Origin of the sequence: Vibrio sp. 1CM8B (assembly GCF_023161685.1) — a bacterium.
In the GTDB taxonomy this organism is placed as follows: domain Bacteria; phylum Pseudomonadota; class Gammaproteobacteria; order Enterobacterales; family Vibrionaceae; genus Vibrio; species Vibrio coralliirubri.
The window spans coordinates 378,036-396,677 of the sequence record NZ_JALNTU010000004.1; the positions used below are offsets into that span (position 1 = coordinate 378,036).

Annotated in this window: 20 protein-coding genes and 1 pseudogene; 12 read left to right on the forward strand and 9 right to left on the reverse strand. The window is 42.2% G+C overall.

Annotated features, from left to right (window positions below; genetic code table 11):
• The first annotated feature begins 3 nt into the window (after positions 1–3).
• Positions 4–765, forward strand: coding sequence for a siderophore ferric iron reductase (locus MSG36_RS10530; protein ID WP_248367670.1), 762 nt, complete (start codon positions 4–6; stop codon positions 763–765).
• A gap of 76 nt (positions 766–841) precedes the next feature.
• Positions 842–1,627, forward strand: a complete 786-nt coding sequence (locus tag MSG36_RS10535) for an ABC transporter ATP-binding protein (protein WP_122081081.1) — start codon at positions 842–844, stop codon at positions 1,625–1,627.
• A 109-nt stretch (positions 1,628–1,736) separates the two neighbouring features.
• Here MSG36_RS10535 and MSG36_RS10540 read toward each other — a convergent pair whose 3' ends face one another.
• Positions 1,737–2,930: a multidrug effflux MFS transporter gene (locus MSG36_RS10540; protein WP_248367672.1), complete on the reverse strand. Its 1,194-nt coding sequence runs from the start codon at positions 2,928–2,930 to the stop codon at positions 1,737–1,739.
• A gap of 270 nt (positions 2,931–3,200) precedes the next feature.
• On the opposite strand from MSG36_RS10540, the gene MSG36_RS10545 reads away from it, so the two are divergent.
• From MSG36_RS10545 to MSG36_RS10560, 4 genes are all read left to right on the forward strand, one after another.
• Positions 3,201–4,286, forward strand: a complete 1,086-nt coding sequence (locus MSG36_RS10545; protein WP_248367673.1) for a PQQ-dependent sugar dehydrogenase — start codon at positions 3,201–3,203, stop codon at positions 4,284–4,286.
• A 448-nt stretch (positions 4,287–4,734) separates the two neighbouring features.
• Complete coding sequence (locus MSG36_RS10550; protein WP_010430417.1) at positions 4,735–4,944, forward strand: cold-shock protein; 210 nt, start codon at positions 4,735–4,737, stop codon at positions 4,942–4,944.
• A gap of 117 nt (positions 4,945–5,061) precedes the next feature.
• Positions 5,062–5,601 carry a YaeQ family protein gene (locus MSG36_RS10555; protein ID WP_050648175.1) on the forward strand — a complete coding sequence of 180 codons (540 nt, stop codon included), beginning with the start codon at positions 5,062–5,064 and terminating at the stop codon, positions 5,599–5,601.
• Entirely contained in the window at positions 5,594–6,247 is a 654-nt protein-coding gene (locus MSG36_RS10560) for a hypothetical protein (protein WP_248367675.1), read from the forward strand. The genes MSG36_RS10555 and MSG36_RS10560 overlap by 8 nt, the downstream gene beginning before the upstream one ends.
• A 456-nt stretch (positions 6,248–6,703) precedes the next feature.
• Here MSG36_RS10560 and folE read toward each other — a convergent pair whose 3' ends face one another.
• A complete protein-coding gene (gene folE, locus MSG36_RS10565) occupies positions 6,704–7,357 on the reverse strand; it encodes a GTP cyclohydrolase I FolE (RefSeq protein ID WP_048659985.1) in 654 nt (217 codons plus the stop codon).
• Positions 7,358–7,573: 216 nt separating this feature from the next.
• Here folE and moeA point away from each other — a divergent pair, with 216 nt between their 5' ends.
• Positions 7,574–8,809, forward strand: a complete 1,236-nt coding sequence (moeA, locus tag MSG36_RS10570; RefSeq protein ID WP_248367678.1) for a molybdopterin molybdotransferase MoeA — start codon at positions 7,574–7,576, stop codon at positions 8,807–8,809.
• A 12-nt stretch (positions 8,810–8,821) separates the two neighbouring features.
• Entirely contained in the window at positions 8,822–9,571 is a 750-nt protein-coding gene (gene moeB, locus MSG36_RS10575) for a molybdopterin-synthase adenylyltransferase MoeB (RefSeq protein ID WP_248367858.1), read from the forward strand.
• A gap of 56 nt (positions 9,572–9,627) precedes the next feature.
• Here the strand turns inward: moeB and MSG36_RS10580 are convergent, their stop codons facing one another.
• From MSG36_RS10580 to MSG36_RS10595, 4 genes are all read right to left on the reverse strand, one after another.
• Entirely contained in the window at positions 9,628–10,830 is a 1,203-nt protein-coding gene (locus MSG36_RS10580) for an EAL domain-containing protein (protein WP_060981155.1), read from the reverse strand.
• On the reverse strand, positions 10,823–11,683 hold the full coding sequence (locus tag MSG36_RS10585; protein ID WP_248367680.1) for a helix-turn-helix transcriptional regulator: 861 nt from the start codon (positions 11,681–11,683) through the stop codon (positions 10,823–10,825). Before MSG36_RS10585 ends, MSG36_RS10580 begins: the two co-directional genes overlap by 8 nt.
• 258 nt (positions 11,684–11,941) lie before the next feature.
• Complete coding sequence (locus MSG36_RS10590; protein ID WP_248367682.1) at positions 11,942–14,260, reverse strand: ATP-binding protein; 2,319 nt, start codon at positions 14,258–14,260, stop codon at positions 11,942–11,944.
• A gap of 18 nt (positions 14,261–14,278) precedes the next feature.
• Positions 14,279–14,557, reverse strand: coding sequence for an Hpt domain-containing protein (locus tag MSG36_RS10595; protein WP_248367685.1), 279 nt, complete (start codon positions 14,555–14,557; stop codon positions 14,279–14,281).
• A gap of 226 nt (positions 14,558–14,783) precedes the next feature.
• Between MSG36_RS10595 and MSG36_RS10600 the strand changes: the two genes are divergently transcribed.
• The 3 genes from MSG36_RS10600 to MSG36_RS10610 all read left to right on the forward strand — a co-directional run bounded on the left by MSG36_RS10600 (position 14,784) and on the right by MSG36_RS10610 (position 16,338).
• Positions 14,784–15,377 carry a TfoX/Sxy family DNA transformation protein gene (locus tag MSG36_RS10600; RefSeq protein ID WP_282452215.1) on the forward strand — a complete coding sequence of 198 codons (594 nt, stop codon included), beginning with the start codon at positions 14,784–14,786 and terminating at the stop codon, positions 15,375–15,377.
• 289 nt (positions 15,378–15,666) lie between these two features.
• The gene (locus MSG36_RS10605; RefSeq protein WP_248367689.1) at positions 15,667–15,906 is read left to right on the forward strand and encodes a hypothetical protein; all 240 of its coding nucleotides are present in this window, start codon (positions 15,667–15,669) and stop codon (positions 15,904–15,906) included.
• 117 nt (positions 15,907–16,023) lie between these two features.
• Positions 16,024–16,338, forward strand: a complete 315-nt coding sequence (locus tag MSG36_RS10610; protein WP_248367692.1) for a helix-turn-helix domain-containing protein — start codon at positions 16,024–16,026, stop codon at positions 16,336–16,338.
• 2 nt (positions 16,339–16,340) lie between these two features.
• On the opposite strand, the gene MSG36_RS10615 is transcribed toward MSG36_RS10610, so the two are convergent.
• Entirely contained in the window at positions 16,341–16,541 is a 201-nt protein-coding gene (locus tag MSG36_RS10615; protein ID WP_248367693.1) for a hypothetical protein, read from the reverse strand.
• Between the two features lie 123 nt (positions 16,542–16,664).
• On the opposite strand from MSG36_RS10615, the pseudogene MSG36_RS10620 reads away from it, so the two are divergent.
• Positions 16,665–17,281 (forward strand): annotated as a pseudogene (locus MSG36_RS10620) (transposase).
• A gap of 190 nt (positions 17,282–17,471) precedes the next feature.
• Here MSG36_RS10620 and MSG36_RS10625 read toward each other — a convergent pair.
• Together MSG36_RS10625 and MSG36_RS10630 are read right to left on the reverse strand one after the other, a co-directional pair.
• Complete coding sequence (locus tag MSG36_RS10625; RefSeq protein WP_248367694.1) at positions 17,472–17,783, reverse strand: MliC family protein; 312 nt, start codon at positions 17,781–17,783, stop codon at positions 17,472–17,474.
• Entirely contained in the window at positions 17,780–18,241 is a 462-nt protein-coding gene (locus tag MSG36_RS10630; RefSeq protein ID WP_248367695.1) for an ecotin family protein, read from the reverse strand. The genes MSG36_RS10625 and MSG36_RS10630 overlap by 4 nt, the downstream gene beginning before the upstream one ends.
• Positions 18,242–18,642 lie beyond the last annotated feature (401 nt).

The following is an 18,642-nucleotide window of genomic DNA, read 5'->3' on the forward strand; positions in this document are numbered from 1 at the left end:
AAGATGCTTCCCCAACTGCACAATATTATCACTCGTCGGAAAGCCCCGTCTCTACATCAAAAAATCTTCGCTTACTCAAAAGAAGTTACCCCGTATTTAAGCGGAAGCTTTGGGGCACTTAATAGCAAAAGCATTGCGGTAACAAATGAGAATAGCCATAAAGAACTCAAACGAGTTTACGATGGGCTTGCGCAAAGCCACCCTGAAGCAGGCAAAGCGTATTGGTTAACGCGTACGTGGGATCTCGTGTGCTGGCAGCCTATCTATGTGACTTTCATTTCTATCTATGGGCTTCATTCTCTGCCCGATATCAAGAACATCGGTCAGTTTAGATACAAAGAGTTCATTACTGGCTATCGCTTTTTTAATGGTGATCATCAGCATGGTTCACCTGAACAACTTATCCCACAGGCTAGTGAAGCCATTCTTACATTGACTGAATTTTATCGCAGCCAGATCAGTGAATGGACACGTATTCGCCCAGGATTTACCAATCATTTATTGGCCGATCTATTGTTAGGCAGTTTGATAAAACTTCAGCAGCACGAGCCAAGCCTGACTAATGATTATATCACTGGGCAAGCTAAGCTTTGGTTAGAAGCATGCCAATTGCCTGAAAGTCATTTAGACAGCCTTAAGGTCGATGCCCAATCAGGAATGCTAAAACTGATCAGAGTCAGTTGCTGCCTCGTTTATAAGTGCGATTCAAGAAAGTATTGCGACGATTGTCCTAGGCACCCTGACAACAAAAAAACGGCCAAATAACAACCACTATTTTAAAGACCAGTGCGACAGATTTGCTTTCATTAAGCATCGCTATTGGTCTCGATACAGGACCGACATGTTCCAGCTTTCAAACATCAACATCGTTCGAGACAACCGAACCATTCTCTCAGTTGACGATCTCACTATTCCGACCGATGAACTGACCGTAGTTCTTGGTCATAACGGTTCTGGCAAATCCACGCTCGTTAACTTGCTATCAGGACAAATGTCACCGGATCACGGCATCGTTGAGTTCGAGGGATCTTCTCTTTCTTCACTCAAAAGCAAAGACTTAGCAAAAAAAATTGCCTATTTACCGCAAAAGCTTCCCGCTTCTGCAGGTTTAACCGTAGAAGAGTTGGTTCGCTTAGGGCGTTTTCCTTGGAGAGGCGCATTAGGCCGTTGGAACTCTGAGGATAAGTCGATCATTCAACAGGCAATGGAAAGAACTGGTGTCGCCGAGTTTTCACAGGCATTAGCGGATGATTTATCAGGTGGTGAACGTCAACGCGCGTGGGTCTCTATGTTGCTGGCACAACAGTCACCAGTATTGATTCTCGACGAACCAACATCGGCACTCGATGTTCATCACCAGTTCCAACTTATGGGTCTGCTATCTGAGCTCAACAAAAATGAAAATGTTGGGGTGATCGTCATCTTGCACGATTTAAACCTAGCGCTGCGTTACGCGACACACATTGTTGCCCTGAAAAAAGGACAGATCGCATTTGAAGGCAGTGCCGACAAGTTGCTCGATGAAGAAGCTTTGTCTGCTTTGTACGAGTCCCCTATCCGATTGATCGATCATCCAGTTCCAGCTAGCACAGCCGCAAGTGAGAAAGTTGCGGTGGTCTGCGAATAGCTCAGGCTTTCATTCCAAGTACCATACCCAACACCCAACACCCAACACCCAACAAAAAAAGGCCATTGAAATCAGAGAACTTCAATGGCCTTATTAGAATATCTACTCACTAATTAAGCTGAGACTCTCTTGCTTCTTGGCTACTAAAGCCTCGTAAAATATTAAACAGAGTAATCAGTGTGAACACCGTAATCACGATCGATAGGTGCCATGCTTCCCCTAGCCCTAACTGAACCAGCCCCATACTTACCATAGAAGACACAACCATTTGACCTCCGCCAGACATCGCTGCCGCCGCGCCTGCATTCTTCTTGTAAGGCAACATCACTAACGCCTGAGCACAAGGTAACGCAATACCATTACCAAGAATCATCAAAAACTGGCCAAGCATCAGATACAAAGGCTCGAGTGGACAGAAGAAAAGCCACAACGCAGCTGAGATGTGTAGCACAGGCGTACATAACAGTGTTTTCTTGTTACCCAGCATAGGGCGAATTCGGTTACATAAGCTTGTTCCGCCCAGCATGCCTAATGCAGGAATCACCGCCCACATCGCGTATTCATCTGACGTCATACCAATCTGGTTTTGCATGATAAACGGCATCACCGAAACAGTGGTGATCATCAAGCTAAAGTTAAGCCAACCGATACTCGCAAAGCTCATAAAATAACGAGAAGTGAGTAGCTCTTTATATTGAGAAACCATTTTCTTCGGTGAAGGGATCACCGAAACCTGAGTCACGGTTTCCTTAAATTTGAACGCCAATACCACCCAAGCCAAAGAGACGTAGCCAAGTAGTGAGATGAACACCATGCTCCAACCGAAGTGGAAGTTAATGAATCCACCGATAACCGGCGCAATCAAAGGTGTAATAGACGCAACCATAGCAATGTAAGACATCGCGAGCGGCAAATCTGCCCCACTGAATCTGTCTCGCGTAGACGCACGAGCAAGTACCGCGCAACAACCGGTTCCTAAGCCTTGCAGGAATCGCCCCATCACCATGCTAGTAAACGAGTGACTGAAGAAGATGATCATCAAGAGACCCAGCATGGCAATCAACAAACCGCTTAACAGCACCTTCTTGCGTCCCAAAGCATCGGAAATAGGGCCATAAATAAACTGGGAAGGACCAAAGCCTAATAAATACACACTCACCAAAAGCTGAGCTTGCTCTAGTGAGACATCAAAATCTTTTGCGATCCAAGGTAAAGAAGGAAACACCAAACCCATACTGAGCTGGCCGATACTGATGACCAAACACGCAAGTAAAATCGATTTAAAATCAAATCCACGACTCATCGTTTAATAGGTCCATTCGAAGAAAAATCGTGCGTATCTAACTCACAACATAAAAACTGAGAAAATAGCGAAAATGCTGCTGGCGAGTTGTTCATAGTGCTCCGACGGGATCAAATAGAGAAAGGCACAGTAAACATACGTGAGCTTGTATAATCATACAATAGGCGTTCAACTAAATATGTGAATAGTCACTTTTCAGCAACCTCGGCTTTCCGCCTATCGGTGACTAGCGCTAGACTAACACTAGATGATCATAATCAAGGGACTTCAATGAACACTCATCACCGTATTTTTTCATGTGCTTTAGCGCTGCTTGCCTCTGGTCCTATAACCTCAGCCTTTGCGTGGCAGGCAGAGAAGATCACCGACGGACTCGTGATCCCTTGGGGGCTGGCTTATGTCAACGATAAGTCGATGCTAGTCACAGAAAAATCAGGCGTCATTAAACAAGTCGATTTAAAAACAGGCGATCAAAACACACTGTTCAGGTTGCCCAATGTATGGGCGAAAGGCCAAGGTGGATTATTGGATATCGCACTCTCCCCTTTTGAAAACGAAAAGTTTTACGTCACTTACAGTAAAGACGTCGATGGTGAAGGTGTAACAACACTGGCTTCTGCTAATTACAACAATAATGAAGTTACCAATTGGACAGACGTGTTTGTATCTAAATCCAGAACGGACACCGGACGTCACTTTGGTAGCCGTATCACCTTTGATGATAGCCACCTGTATTTTTCAATCGGTGATCGAGGTGATCGAGACAACGGCCAAGACACCATGACTCATGCTGGCTCAATATTACGACTGAATGCCGATGGAAGCACACCAAGCGATAACCCACTCTCGGATAACAGCAAGGTGCTCAATGAAATTTGGAGCTTTGGCCATCGCAATCCACAAGGTCTTTATTACGATTTCCCGACTCAAAAGCTTTGGTCAATTGAACACGGACCGCGCGGTGGTGATGAAATCAACCTAATAAAAGCAGGTGCCAACTATGGGTGGCCAGTCACCTCACACGGAAAAGAGTATTGGGGCCCTATCAGCGTTGGCGAATCTGAAACCAAAGATGGTATTGAAGCGCCTACAAAAGTCTATGTTCCTTCAATCGCTCCGGGCAGTTTGATTGTTTACCAAGGAGACAAGTACCCAGAGCTGAAAGGCAAACTGCTGGCTGGCGCACTAAAACTTACTCACATCAATATTGTGACAGTCAATGAACAAGGTGAGGCAATCGAGGAAGAACGCATTTTAGAGGACTTGGGCGAAAGAATAAGAGACATCGAAACTTCACCAAACGGCGACATCTTCTTCAGCACCGATAATGGTAACCTGTACCGCTTGAAAAAGTAGCCGAGACCTCGTTCAAGTAAAGACATTTACCTTACAACGACATTTATAAATATAAGCCGTTAAAAGTGGGTTCAACACCTAATTAGCGGCTTTAAATTTGCAAAAATGAATGCGCTAAAACAGTGCATTTACTCCAAATTCGTCATCAATTTCGACCACCTTTTTCACAAAAACTACAACAAATCACCATACAACTGTAACTCCATGATATTTAAGGAATGCAAAGTTTGACTACCCCCAAGTTTCTGCAACCTTTCACTATGGATTCGATTGACTATCCCCTGATTTGATTTAGACTTCACTCCGGCTAGAAAGAAAGTTCTTTGTATATAAACATTTCGTTGGATTACTAGTAACCCCGTTGTGTTGTACGCAATAGCAATAAACTTTTCCGCGCTATCAGTGCCACAATTGGCTCAAAATAAAAATTTAATTTTAGGATATCATCATGTCTAACACAGTTACTGGTACAGTAAAATGGTTCAACGAAACTAAAGGCTTCGGCTTCATTCAACAAGAAAACGGCCCAGACGTATTCGCACACTTCTCTGCTATCACTGGCGACGGTTTCAAAACTCTTGCTGAAGGCCAAAAAGTTGAGTTCGTAGTATCTCAAGGTCAAAAAGGCCCACAAGCTGACAGCATCAAAGTACTTTAATTTAGTATTTTAAAGCTTTCTAAAAATAGCCAGCCTCTGCTGGCTATTTTTTTACCCGCTATTCAGAGATTTAAGGTAATATTCCCCTTCACTATTTCTACCTAAGACACCCTCTCAATGGCTCTTAAACCGACAATCTACAAGTTTCGTATCTCTTTAACCGATATGAATCGCGACTATTACGACTCTTTTAATCTAACGGTTGCACAACACCCCTCTGAAACAGAACAGCGAATGATGGCTCGTATCATGGCTTTCTGTATCAATGCATCTCCTGAACTTGAGTTCACTAAAGGGTTGTCTAGCATTGAAGAACCCGATTTATGGCAGAAGTCGTTAGACGATCAAATCCTAGAATGGGTTGATGTAGGCGAACCTGATCCAGAGCGTGTTAAGAAGGCAACTCGCCTATCTAAATCAGTGCGTGTATTCAGCTTCAACACTAAATCAAACGTTTGGTGGGAGCAGAACAAAGGTAAATTCGGTTACCTAAAAGCTCAGATCGTTCGTCTAGACAACGGTGGCATTGAGCAGCTAGCAGCGATGACACAACGAACGATGGATCTTTCAGTCATGCTGTCGGGTAACTCTGCTTTCGTAAACAGCGATACTCAATCTGCAGAAGTAACTTGGGAAGAGCTACAGAGTAATGACTGAGCGTCCAACCCCGAACAGTTCGCAAACAGAAGCTAGCCTGCAAGAAGAAGCCAAGCAGCAAGCCGACGCGCAGCAAGAAATCAAAGCCAAACAACAAGCTAGAACCAAGCTTCACCAGTGTTTAAAAGAAGCAAGTTTAGATTCAGTCAAAGCGCTCTCGACAGGCTACGAGAAAGAGCTGTCGTCATTTATTGATGAAAACCACGCTTTGTTTAAACACGCTTGCGAGAACAAGCCGGACAACTCTGCACGTCAGACGTTGCTTGGCCTGCTAACTAAAGTACATATCGATGCAAGCTATCGCTTTGAAAGCAATAAAGAAGCGAATGAGGCGATGCAAAATGTATTCGATAATACAGTAGGCACTGAGCACAGCGACAAGTTTCAAAACTCTAACGCTCAACAGTTAAGACTAGTCACGCATTTGTGGTTGTTCATTCAAGGACGACTAGGAATGGATTACAGCCTAGCCAATGATCACGCAGCTGTAGCCGCTACGCTACTGTCTCGTATATCGAGAAGCAGTGATGATGAGATTCGCGTAGAGTTCATGGCGAGTTTTTATGATGGTTTGAACATCTATCAAGCCGAGAACAAGCCATCCGGTATTGTTCACCACTTAAAGCGTCTGTTTAATCTTTCTTAAGCACTCCACCAGCGACTGATTCTAGTTACGCTCTATATTTTTATAGAGCGTGCTTTTTCTGCTTAGCCGCCAGAGATTCCCTATTACGTTCGTTCCTCACTTTAGGGAATGACGGACTCGTGTTACTTAGATTCAACGTTTCGGTTTGCCTAGACATAAACAGAAACAAAAACCGCTTTAGGTGAAATACTATTGAGCTAATTCCCCCACACTCTTCGTCATCCTCGAGAAGGAGGAACGACTGGATCGGGGATCTCATACCAAGTCAGAAACTACACAGATAAACAGACTCTCTACTCGCTCATTCTTCACTCTAGGGAATAACAGCATTCGCAGCCATTACAATTAACTTCATTACAGGCGTAAAAAAGCCCCGCATAAAGCGAGGCTTAGAATATATTTCAACGAACATCAATTTACAGAGGCTAAATCGCGTTCATCCAATAACGAAACGTATTAACGCAGGCCGTGTAAGAATTCGTGGCGCGTTGCTGGGTTTGATCTGAAAATACCACCCAGTGCTGTAGTTGTCGTTTCACTAGTCGCGTCCATCACACCACGAGACTTCACGCAGTAGTGAACGGCGTCCATGGTTACAGCAACGTCGTCGGTTTCGAGTAGCGTTTGCAATGCAACAAGGATCTGCTGAGTCATACGCTCTTGAACTTGTGGACGCTGGGCAAAGAATCGAACAATACGGTTGATCTTTGAAAGGCCAATAATTTTCCCACGCGGGATATAAGCAACCGCAGTCTTACCATCGATCGTCACTAAGTGGTGCTCACAAGTACTGGTCACGGTAATGTCTTTTACTCGTACCATCTCACGAACGCCCATCTTGTTTTCGATTACAGTAATTTTAGGGAAATTAGCGTAATCCAAACCAGAGAAAATTTCATCCACGTACATTTTAGCAATACGTTGCGGTGTTTCTTCCAGACTGTCGTCCGTAAGATCAAGTTCAAGGAGAGTGAGAATCTCACGCATATGGTGTTCGATTCGTTCCTTTTTCTCTTCTCGGCTAACCTGATTAGGACGCATTGGTGTCTCTAATCCGCGGCTTGCTAGCGCATCTTTAACCAACTTCGCTGATTCGCTAAGACCTGACATTGAACTTCCTCTTTTAATACCCCTTCTGGATGGCAAACAAGGATACTCGGAATTTTGAATAAATACACCCATATTTTAAGGGAGGTCATTATTTACGGGGCTTAAACTATGCTAAAGTGGCTGCAATTTCGTTGGCGAACCATCATGATTTGATAATTATTGAATCCCTATTGCCAACCACCAAATCAAAATAATAACGATCAAAGGATTTCAATTATGGGCTGTTGCGACGCTCCGGGCTTGATGCCAATTGAAGAAGCACTAGATAAGCTGCTATCACCAATTAAACCTATTCAAACGACCTTGTCACTGCCATTGGCAGAAGCATTGGGTTACGTACTTGCTGAAGATATTCTATCCCCAATTTTCGTCCCTCCTTTTGATAACTCAGCAATGGACGGCTATGCACTGCGCTTAGCAGACCTAGAGAACAGTAAAGTACTGCCTTTAGCGGGCAAGTCCTTTGCAGGTCAACCATTTGAAGGTGAATGGCCTGCAAACACCTGTATTCGCATTATGACTGGCGCAAAGATCCCGGAAGGTTGTGACGCCGTAATCATGCAAGAAAACACGGCTGAAACTGACGCTGGCATTGAGATTCAGCAAGACGACATCAAGCTGAACAATAACATTCGCCCTACTGGTGACGACATCAAACAAGGCGATATCGTTCTTAACCGTGGCGAACGTTTAACACCTCGTGACATTCCAATGATTGCTTCGCTCGGTGTGAGTCATGTAACTGTGGCACACAAGCCTAAAGTCGCTTTCTTCTCTACTGGCGATGAGCTCAAGCCATTAGGCCAGCCTCTTGAAGACGGTCAGATCTACGACAGTAACCGCTACGGTATCAAACCGCTGATTGAAGCATTTGGTTGTGAAGCGATTGACCTAGGCATCATCCCTGATTGCCCTGCAACGCTTAAAGAAACCTTCGAGAAAGCTCAAGAACTCGCAGATGTTGTTGTGACTTCTGGTGGCGTGAGTGTTGGTGAAGCGGATTACACCAAAGATATTTTGGAAGAGCTCGGCCAAATCGGCTTCTGGAAACTGGCAATCAAACCGGGCAAACCGTTCGCATTCGGTGAATTAGATAACGCATGGTTCTGTGGCTTACCGGGTAACCCAGTGTCGGCAATGATGACCATGTACGTACTGGTTCAACCTATGCTGGCTAAACTGGCTGGTCACACAGCATGGACAGCACCAGAGTCGATTCCTGCTATCACTAAGTCTGCATTCAAAAAAGGCCCAGGCCGTACTGATTACCAACGTGGTATCTACTCGATTGAAAACGGTCAGTTTGTAGTAGAAACAACAGGTAACCAAAGTTCAGGCGCTTTCCGCTCAATGAGCTTAGCAAACTGCTTTGTGATTCTAGAGCGTGAACGTGGCCGTGTTGAAGTCGGTGAAACGGTTCAGATTCAACTGTTTAACTCGACGCTTTACTAACGAGGCTTGATGATGGAAATACTGTCTGATGCTGAGATGCTTCGCTACAACCGCCAAATCATTCTTAAACAGTTTGATTTTGAAGGCCAAGAAGCTCTGAAACAGAGCTCAATCTTAGTACTGGGTGCCGGCGGCTTGGGTTGTGCCTCTGCTCAATACCTTGCGACGGCGGGCATTGGTCAGCTGACACTGATCGACGATGATATTGTCGAGCTTTCAAATTTACAGCGACAAGTACTTCACACCGATGCTGATATTGGTAAGAAGAAGGTCGATTCTGCCGCTGAATCGTTACAGATACTGAACCCTCACCTGACGATTGAAACTGTTGACCACAGGCTTGATGACCAAGCACTTGGCAAGTTGATTGAAGCACATTCACTTGTTCTTGATGCTAGTGACAACGTTGAAACGCGCAATCAACTCAACCGCTTGTGTTACGTCTCTAAAACGCCACTCGTATCAGGTGCAGCGATTCGCATGGAAGGTCAGATTAGCGTATTCACTTATCAAGATGCTGACGCACCGTGTTACCAGTGTTTAAGCGCTCTATTCGGCAACGCTGCTCTGAGCTGTGTTGAAGCCGGTGTGATGGCGCCTGTTGTTGGCATGGTGGGCGCGGCTCAAGCTTTGGAAGCTATCAAGGTTATTGCTAAGTTTGGACAACCAAAGCAAGGCAAGCTTTTAATTCTCGATGCCATGTCCCATAGCTGGCGTGAAATGAATTTAATGAAGATGCCTAATTGTTCGGTGTGTGGATAGTAATAAAAGAGCCAAAGCCCATAGAGTTGGCTTTGGCTAGTTACACTAATACGTTGTTAATGATTAGAAGTATATTCAGAAGCGACGTAATCTAGTTCCTTTTGCTCTGCGAGCATCTCAACTACAATTTCTGGTAGTGATGGAACCCCATGAAGAAAACCTTGCTGGTTAAAGCCGCCTAGAGCTTCCAGAAACGCACAGGTGTCTTTGTTTTCAACACCCTCATAGATAATACGTGCGTTTTTTACCGAAACGAGCTTCTTAACTTCATCGATCTTCTGCATGTAATCAATGTTATCGCAAAGGCCCCATGTAATGGTTTTATCTATTTTTATCTCACTAATGGGCAATTTGACAATACGTTCAATATTCGACGCTTCTATACCAAAGTCATCTATAGAGATCTCAAAACCATTCAACCTAAGTCGTAAAATATTTGCCAACAGTTCTTTTTCAATATTGCTTGAAAGGGCCTTTTCCGTCAGCTCTACAACGATAGTATGTTCAATACCCTGCTTATAAATATCAAGTAGGTTACCAACAACAGATTCGTCAATCAGCAAATTAGGATCGATATTAATCGAAAACCTCAACGATTTATCCAGTTCACTGAAGTGAAGGTGATAATCCTGAATGAATTTATTTATCACGACATTAGTAAACACCTTTTGCTTTCCGAGTTCTTCAATTACTGGCAAAAAATAGCTCGGTGGAAGTAAGGTCCCGTTCTCATCAGACCATCGTGACAACACTTCAAACCCCGAAATAACATTTATATCCGAAATAACTTGCGGCTGATAAACAAGGTTTATGGGAAAATCGTCATCGATGATTGTCGCACGATGATCAAAGTCAGGTTCACCTTTAGTCATGGTTTCAGCGTCAAGTGTTTTATCAACCAACTCGCTTATTTGGTTAGCCCAAATAGGTTTTTCTAGTGAAGCAACAACATTTAACTCATAGAGCTTTCCAAGCATACTCACCGAGCTAACAATGGATTTATCCAAACCTGAAGTAATGATTATTTTAGACTCAATACTTTGTTGCGACATCATACTCAAAAGTTCAAATCCATCGCCATTGGGCATCATGATATCCATAATAACCAAATCAAATGATGCGTTTTGCATTTTGCTCATTGCATCGAACGCATTTTCTGCAAACTGTACGGATGTTTTTGTATTAGATAAAGAGACCGCATTTTTAATGACTTCTCTTGATAGCTCAACATCGTCAACAATCAATACTGTGTTATTCATTCTCTTCACCTTTATAGTTTGCAATAATATCCATCCAAGAGCGTTGTGATTTCATTTTCTTTGAATCCAAGTTCATGACCTTCATTGATCTATCGTTACTTCTGACACTTCGATACTCACAGCCTAACGAAAAGAATAAATCAAAAATTCTCTTACTTTTCAATAGTATATAAAGCTCTTTATCTGGATTTAGGCTTTGTAGATACTTGTACGCCTCTCTGCCCATTGTGTCTGTAAATGACGAATAATGAGTACAGTTAAAAGTAACCACTAAATGTGCTCTATCTTCTTTAGATACTAAGACTGTCTCCAAAAAATCTGCTACAAGTTTATAGTTGGCACTTAATAAGTGCCCAATTAATTGCCCATTAACCGTAACAAGCGTTAGTTCCCCTGAATATTGATTTATTATTTTTTCAATAATTGCCTTTCTACTCAGACCTAAATCTTCTAAATTACTGAGAATAACGTTATCTTCATATTCAAATATAACTTCAATTAATTGGGTTATTTTCCCCAAAAGAAAGGAGTTATTTGAGTTTATCGTCGTAACTTCTGTTTGGACGTGCATCTTCATGTCAATATAACCGTTGTTATTAAATTTATTGGTTAACCCTGTGAGAACTGTTTGTGAGTCGTTTACTTCCCAAACATCAAATATGTTGACTCCAATGAGGTCTAGTAATTCGTTTTGACGTTTTAAGTGAGGGGTTGTAACTCCTCTTTCCCAACGGCTTAATGTTACGACATCTAGGTTATTGAAGTTAGAGCTGCTCCTTTGAATCACATCAACAAAATTAGTTTGAGATAAACCGTTGTTGACACGAAACGTACGTATGATATTTCCAAACATAGCTTTGCTTTCTTATTTGTTATTGTGATTTAGCTTATTTTTAATTAAACACGAACAAAAGCTAAGGGCAGACTGTGATTGAATAATTTAGAAATGCCCAACCGAACTCAATACTGGTTGGGTGAGTGTTATCTTCATATCAGTTTGAGCATTGCCTTTATGACAATGCTCATAACTCTCAGAAATATAAATGAAAATAACACGTGAAAATCTGAAGATAGCTTACCCTCAGATTATCGCCAGGAGTATTTAACTACGTTAGCAAGTACCACCTGATAAAGCGCAATGAAGCTTTAGCTTTAAATCGTTCGGGTTGAGCGGTTTGGTTAAATAACACGAAAAGTATTGGTTCATCTTAGACTCTTCTTGAACGGTGGCTCGTGCCGTAACGGCAATTATAGGTAACGATGGCTTACGCTTTTCCAACTCAGAAGCAAGCTCAATACCATCCATAACCGGCATAGAAATATCCGTAAGTACAACATCAAACTCATGTTCAGAAGCGAGCGCCAAAGCCTCCAAACCATCATTCGCGGTCATGCATTCACAACCCAACGCGTTTAAGTGAAACTCTAGAATTTCTCGGTTGAACTCGACATCATCAACGATCAGAACTTTTTTATTTGTGCAGTCTAGCCCCTGCCCGACATTATTTATTTGCTCTACAACTCCGTTAGAACATTCAAAAACATTCATAATTTCTGGCGCTGGAAGTGCAATTACAAAAGTACTGCCCACACCAATCTCACTTTCAACCCGCAACGTACCATTCATTAGCTCAATAATCGTTTTGGTGATAGCCAATCCCAAACCAAAACCAAACTGTTGGTCTTCGTGATTGACCTGTTCAAAACCAGTAAATACTGCTTCTAATTTATCTTTAGGGATACCAACCCCTGTGTCACTCACGGATATATTGAATGCTTTGCCATCAGTTGAAACTTCGATGGTTACTCCACCTTTATTTGTAAACTTGATTGCGTTTGAAACTAGATTACTGATCGCTTGTTTTATACGAAGTTCATCAATCATCAATGTAATTGAAGCATCGATATTACAAATCATATCAAGCGACAATTGCTTGGGTTTACTGAGAGGCAAAAATGTATCTTCAATTTCACTCATTAAACTCATTACCGAAAGACATTTAGGGTTTAATGAGTAACTTGCAGCCTTGATACGCTCGAAATCTAGTAAGTCATTAACAATACCTAGAATGGTATTGCTCGCGCTCGAAATACCATTCAACTCGTGCTTAGAAGCATTAAAATGTTTGTTATGCGTTAACATATACGTATAGCCAATAATCGCATTCAGAGGCGTGCGGATCTCATGAGAAACATTTGAAAGCAGCACCGTTTTCTGTTTATTCGCATCACTCGCCTCTTGCGCGGCGACTTCATATTGCTTTGTTCGCTCTTCTACCTCGTACTCCAGCCCTTCAATTAAATTTTTTATCTGAATTCCAGCTTCAGAAAACGCTTTAGAGAGCTGCTCAATTTCATCACCATTGCTATAAACTATATGTGTAGCATTATCAAAATCACGGAGCTTTAGATATTTAACTTGCGCAATCAATTTAGAGATTGGTGCGAGCATATTATTGACTGCCAAAGAATTAATCACTAAAAACAGCACAAGTAAAACGATATAGGCTAGTATTAGGTGTTTGATAAACGAGTTATCACCAGATAAAACCAGCTCTTTGGTGGTCGCATAGCTTGAACGAATCACATGCTCCGGTGTGACTAAAATTAGTCGCCATCCAGTTTGACGGTTTTTGACAAAAGTCACATTAAACATCCCTTTCTGACCACTCACTGCGAAGCTACCCAAGTCATGTGACATGATATGATTTTCGACACTCCTCTGAACTTGTTCATCGAAAACATTCTCAGACATCAACTGATCGACATTTTGCTGTAGATTCGAAGCGATAAGCTTGCCGCTGTCGTCTATTAAGAAATAACGATACTTAAATTCATCAATCATATCTTTAAAGGTTAGTGAACGAGAGAAATACTCTAAATCGATATCAAATTTAAGTAACGCGTTATCCCAATGTTGAGGGCGAATATAAATTGAAAACTTGGTGATGTGATTATTTTCTTTTTCCTTCTCTATATAAAAATCCTTATGGTGAATCATACGACTTAGATCAATCGAAATAGGGAGCTTGACCAGATCATTGCCGACAACTGACACTTCTTCACTATGTACAACGTCAATAAAACTCAAATTTTTGATATAAGGTTTAAGTCTTGTGCTGAAATGAACTAATTGTTCATTACGAAGTACTTCGTCTTTCGGCTTATCAACAAATTCATGAGCAAAATCAATCGCTATGTGCTCAATTTCCTGAGTAATCAACTCAACCTCTTTATCAAGACTAACACTTTGAGCTTTCACAAAAGTAAATAGAATCTTTTTATTATTACCGATAATACTTTCTTTGATCTTTTGAAATTGATTTTGTGACGAAACCTGTACGATCTCTTTGGCGGAATACGTTAGCAATGCTACAAATAGAATAAGTATTGCTGCGTTAGTGATAATGATTTTATTTTTAAAAGACATGTCATCCCTCCTACACACTCAAGCATCACAAAGGTGAATAATGGCGTTAGACACATCCATTAGAATTTTTTTTCCAGCATTTTCACTGATTATCATGTCGTAGTGCTCCAACTTGAGACAAATTCTTGCAATCTCCATTGCACCGCAAGATAATGCAATACCCTTAATTTTATGGGCTAGCGCTCGATTAGATTCTCCTCCTTTAAGGATATCATCTCTAACTTGGAGTAAACTCCTAATGGCAATCTGACGAAAACGAACGCCGATATCCGATTGAAAATCGCTACCAGTGGCCATAAAAAATACCTTTGTGTCGATGCTATACATGCCTAATTCTCCCATCTTTGTACATCCCCTTAGTTTTGAACGTCTGTTACAAAACCGATATGGCAGATCGAGGATTTAAATAACCGACATGCCCTGCTCAATAGCATTTATCTTTTTTTAATTACACTTATGCCATGTTCACTATAAGGCTATATTTGGACAATAGATCACACCATTCACAATTATCGACTAATACATGACTCATCTTTTCAGACAGACTTTTAAGCGCTTGGAACCATTAGGGAAAGTGTCTATAAAACAAATATTTGGCGTAACGGCCTTCTATGTAGATAACGTTCTGCTCGTGCTACATAAAAGTGGGGAGCTGTACCTCAGAGGTACATCGGCACAAGAAGGCTACTTTATTAACAAGGGTTACCCCAAGGTGAATGCAAGCACACTTGGAGTATGTCAGAATGCGGATTACTACAAGTTACCAGCAAACCCTTGGAGCAAGTATTCTTTGACCCTATGTGAAGCGGAAGTCGCACTAAACCAAATAAAGAGATCACGTAGCAGTTATCCTTCTGCGCCAGAAAGGCTCAAAGACTTACCCAACATGCGATTCTCAACCGAACAACTTCTTGAGAAAGCGGGCATCAATTCCATTGAGAAACTCAAAAACCTAGGCACGATTGGTGCTGTAGAGGCTATCCAACAGCATACCCGCCATAAGCCAACCATCGAGTTATTTTGGTCTATAGAAGGGGCAATCCAAGGCGTACATCGCTCACAACTGCCCACTCAGTTAAAAAGTGCATTGCGAACTCAAGCTCAAAGCTACTGTTAATTCAAAGTGACAGATAGTTGAAAGCGACAGTTCACTGACTCAAGGCTCTGTCCCGCTAAGTTACTTAACACTCAGTATTATCATGCATTGGCCTACCTGTTCATTTGATAGGCCTGCCCTACCTCACTGTCATCACCATTTCCTTATCTGATTCACCTTGTTTGTTAGAACGACTATTCGAAAGTGTGTAAACAACCCTGAGCTGGATTTATAACTATTTATTTTACAATCTGCCCTATCACCACCAAACTAGGCATATCAACACAATCTCAATAAAAGGTGCCTAGGTATGCGTTCATTACTCTTTATTTTAACAGCAGTATTATCAACTCTTATCTCTTTTCACTCGGCGGCTGCTAATGTCACTCTGCGTTGGACAGGGAAAGTACCGACCTCAAACTGCGCTTCAAACCCTATAAGTAATCAAGTCACGTTCAACTCACAAAGCGAACGTTGTAAGGTTGAACTTAAACAAACTGAAATAACTAATACAAAAACAGCAAATAAAATGGTTTCGTTTGATGTGTAATATGAAAGGAAAACCCATTAAGTAGGCATAATAGCCAGATTAATATTCAACCTGACCTTGCATGTAATCGCAGCAAATAAATAATACGGGTATGATAATTAAACTGGCTGTTTGTTTATGCACTTAATCTTACATAAAGGGTCGCTAAGAATTTCGCTAGCCGACCACCCAACGATAAAACCCATCCAGCTCACACTCAGTGAATTTTTAGTTCTAAAAGAGTTACTCACTCATCAAGGGGAGCATTTAACCAAACACCACCTACTAAAAATGGGATGGCCCAATTCATTCGTCTGTGACAATGCATTGAATATGGTGATCATGTCTTTAAGAAAGAAGCTTCTTAGGCTAGGTGGGTGGATAGAAATCAATACCATTTACAAGGTAGGTTATAGTTTAAATAAAACTGACGAAATATGTGTTTTGCAGTGAATTTAAACACGCCCGTCCAAAAACCAGCGCCGCCAACCTACAACTTGCCTTTGAATATGAGCAATGCATTCGGTCAGCACAGCCAGCGCACCGTGAGAGAGGAACTTCATTTCCCAAGCTAATAACAGCAGTGCTGAGATAGTCTCTAGCGAAGCATTAACCTCCATTAACAAACTTACGGCGCACTCTTTTCCTGCCGTCATTGATTTATTTTGTAGATTCGCTATTACTACATTGCGAATCGCTAGGGCTTTGTTTCCTAAATCAGGGAACTAATGCTTAAAGCTACGATCAGATCATCTAAGTTCACTCACATACTTAGATCAATGCCAAAGCCTCGCTACAGAACAACTAACTGGAAACAATATAACCAAGCCCTAATCAATCGTGGTTCACTGACATTCTGGATTGATGAAGCAGCGATTCAACAGTGGAAGCAACTCAAGCAAGGTAAACGAGGTAGACCTCGATTGTTTAGTGACTTAGCCATTACGACCGCCCTCATGGTTAAACGAGTATTTGCGATGCCGTTGAGAGCGTTACAAGGATTCATCGATTCTGTTTTCAAACTCGTCGTAGAATCAATGAGATATCTGGTGATGGAGCTTACGACACAAGACAATGCTACGAAGCCATACGTATTAAACAAGCTGTTCCACTTATTCCACCGAGAGAAGGTGCTGCTTTTTGGGTGCGAGGTCACCCTCGTAATCTGGCGGTAGCTTGCCAGAAATTATACGGCTCAAATAAACATTGGAAAAAGAAGTACGATTACCATAAACGGTCAATTTCAGAGACGGCCATGTTCCGTGTAAAGATACTGTTTAGTGGGCGATTAAGTTTAAGAAACTATAATTATCAGGTTGGTGAAACCTACGCCATGATTAAAGCGTTGAATAAGCTCACAGGGTTAGGTATGCCTAAAACGATAGAAATAGCTTAATAATCACCCATACTGGCCGTTTTTATCTGAGATCCAATTAGGAAACAAAGCCATTGACGCACTCTAACTCCTGCCTCTCACCGGCTCGTAAACCACGTTAATGTTCGCTTTTTTGGAATCGCCTTTGACTCTCTAAAGGTATGTCCTTTTAAAAAGGCTTGGTTAATACCAAGCCTTTTTAATTTAACGATCACTTCATAACGCGACATGAACTTTGGGATATCTCGTTGACGACCAAAATCGCTCCGTCACCTTTAGTGTGCAGTACTAGCATCTGGTCATAAGACATATATTTTGCACCAGATGCAGAGCGAACTCGTTTGAGTTCAATCTCTCTCCCGTCATCAACAGTGATCAGCGCTTTTTCCTGACCAAAAAAGCTAGCAGCGAACTGATGGCCATCATCACATTGGTATTGATACTCTGGTGCGGTAGAGCAACAGCCACCAAGCGCAAGTAAACCCCCTAATGTCAGTGCTGTTTTTGCCTGATTAGCGATCATTCTTCAGGAGCCCAAACGCGAATGTTCACATCCAAATCAGCTGGCGCGTAAACCACAACAGGTAGCTTGCTGTTGTACCGGTAAAGGTCGCGTGTTGGCATTTGAACGAAAGTATCTACCTTCTCCATGTCTTCAGGACAAGCCATTAATGTAGAGATGCCGCCTGCTGGAGAAACGTCTACTTGGTAGTAAGTGTACCCCCACCCTTCTAGAGAATGCTCGCTCACACTGCCGCCCTGAGAAACTCGGTTACAGTCTGTTTCCATCATTTTACCTACCACAAGCTCGACGCGCTTATCTGCCTCGTTGCTTGCTGGGTCTACATAGAAAACGTGCTTCGTCATGTTCTCCATCTCAGGGAACATCTCTGACGATGGGCGAGATACGTCATTTGCTGAGTCCATTGTCGAACATCCGCTCAGTGCCAATGCACCTGCGGCCAACCAAACTGCTTTCATCGCTTTTCCTTTTTCATATGAATGGGCATATTGTAATGGGGAACGCCAACTTATTGTTAAAGTATGGTTAAATTGAGGTCCACCCTCACAATTACGACGTCAAAATATCCATTACAAAACATCATGTAGTTGCCGATTTCAAGCTCGGCTTCACGAAGTGTCGTGTAAGCTTTTAAATAAACCTCTTCATATTTCAGGCTCCTCTATAACCCCATAACGTTCACCAGGTACAGCAATCGGTCCATGGTGGAGCGCGCGACGACATACAGAATGAGCAAAGCGAAAAAATATTGACCGCCGCACTTTTCACAAAAAAGGTCGCACAGTGAGTCACTATGGCTTAAATCTTGCCCCTCGCCTTGCCAGAATGCGCGAGCGTAGCGAGTAAAATAGGCGGTGAT

Coding starts and splice junctions, on each gene's coding strand:
- MSG36_RS10530 (WP_248367670.1), top strand. CDS start 4: ATGCTTCCCCAACTGCACAATATTATCACTCGTCGGAAAGCCCCGTCT.
- MSG36_RS10535 (WP_122081081.1), top strand. CDS start 842: ATGTTCCAGCTTTCAAACATCAACATCGTTCGAGACAACCGAACCATT.
- MSG36_RS10540 (WP_248367672.1), bottom strand. CDS start 2,930: ATGAGTCGTGGATTTGATTTTAAATCGATTTTACTTGCGTGTTTGGTC.
- MSG36_RS10545 (WP_248367673.1), top strand. CDS start 3,201: ATGAACACTCATCACCGTATTTTTTCATGTGCTTTAGCGCTGCTTGCC.
- MSG36_RS10550 (WP_010430417.1), top strand. CDS start 4,735: ATGTCTAACACAGTTACTGGTACAGTAAAATGGTTCAACGAAACTAAA.
- MSG36_RS10555 (WP_050648175.1), top strand. CDS start 5,062: ATGGCTCTTAAACCGACAATCTACAAGTTTCGTATCTCTTTAACCGAT.
- MSG36_RS10560 (WP_248367675.1), top strand. CDS start 5,594: ATGACTGAGCGTCCAACCCCGAACAGTTCGCAAACAGAAGCTAGCCTG.
- folE (WP_048659985.1), bottom strand. CDS start 7,357: ATGTCAGGTCTTAGCGAATCAGCGAAGTTGGTTAAAGATGCGCTAGCA.
- moeA (WP_248367678.1), top strand. CDS start 7,574: ATGGGCTGTTGCGACGCTCCGGGCTTGATGCCAATTGAAGAAGCACTA.
- moeB (WP_248367858.1), top strand. CDS start 8,822: ATGGAAATACTGTCTGATGCTGAGATGCTTCGCTACAACCGCCAAATC.
- MSG36_RS10580 (WP_060981155.1), bottom strand. CDS start 10,830: ATGAATAACACAGTATTGATTGTTGACGATGTTGAGCTATCAAGAGAA.
- MSG36_RS10585 (WP_248367680.1), bottom strand. CDS start 11,683: ATGTTTGGAAATATCATACGTACGTTTCGTGTCAACAACGGTTTATCT.
- MSG36_RS10590 (WP_248367682.1), bottom strand. CDS start 14,260: ATGTCTTTTAAAAATAAAATCATTATCACTAACGCAGCAATACTTATT.
- MSG36_RS10595 (WP_248367685.1), bottom strand. CDS start 14,557: ATGGCCACTGGTAGCGATTTTCAATCGGATATCGGCGTTCGTTTTCGT.
- MSG36_RS10600 (WP_282452215.1), top strand. CDS start 14,784: ATGACTCATCTTTTCAGACAGACTTTTAAGCGCTTGGAACCATTAGGG.
- MSG36_RS10605 (WP_248367689.1), top strand. CDS start 15,667: ATGCGTTCATTACTCTTTATTTTAACAGCAGTATTATCAACTCTTATC.
- MSG36_RS10610 (WP_248367692.1), top strand. CDS start 16,024: ATGCACTTAATCTTACATAAAGGGTCGCTAAGAATTTCGCTAGCCGAC.
- MSG36_RS10615 (WP_248367693.1), bottom strand. CDS start 16,541: ATGACGGCAGGAAAAGAGTGCGCCGTAAGTTTGTTAATGGAGGTTAAT.
- MSG36_RS10625 (WP_248367694.1), bottom strand. CDS start 17,783: ATGATCGCTAATCAGGCAAAAACAGCACTGACATTAGGGGGTTTACTT.
- MSG36_RS10630 (WP_248367695.1), bottom strand. CDS start 18,241: ATGAAAGCAGTTTGGTTGGCCGCAGGTGCATTGGCACTGAGCGGATGT.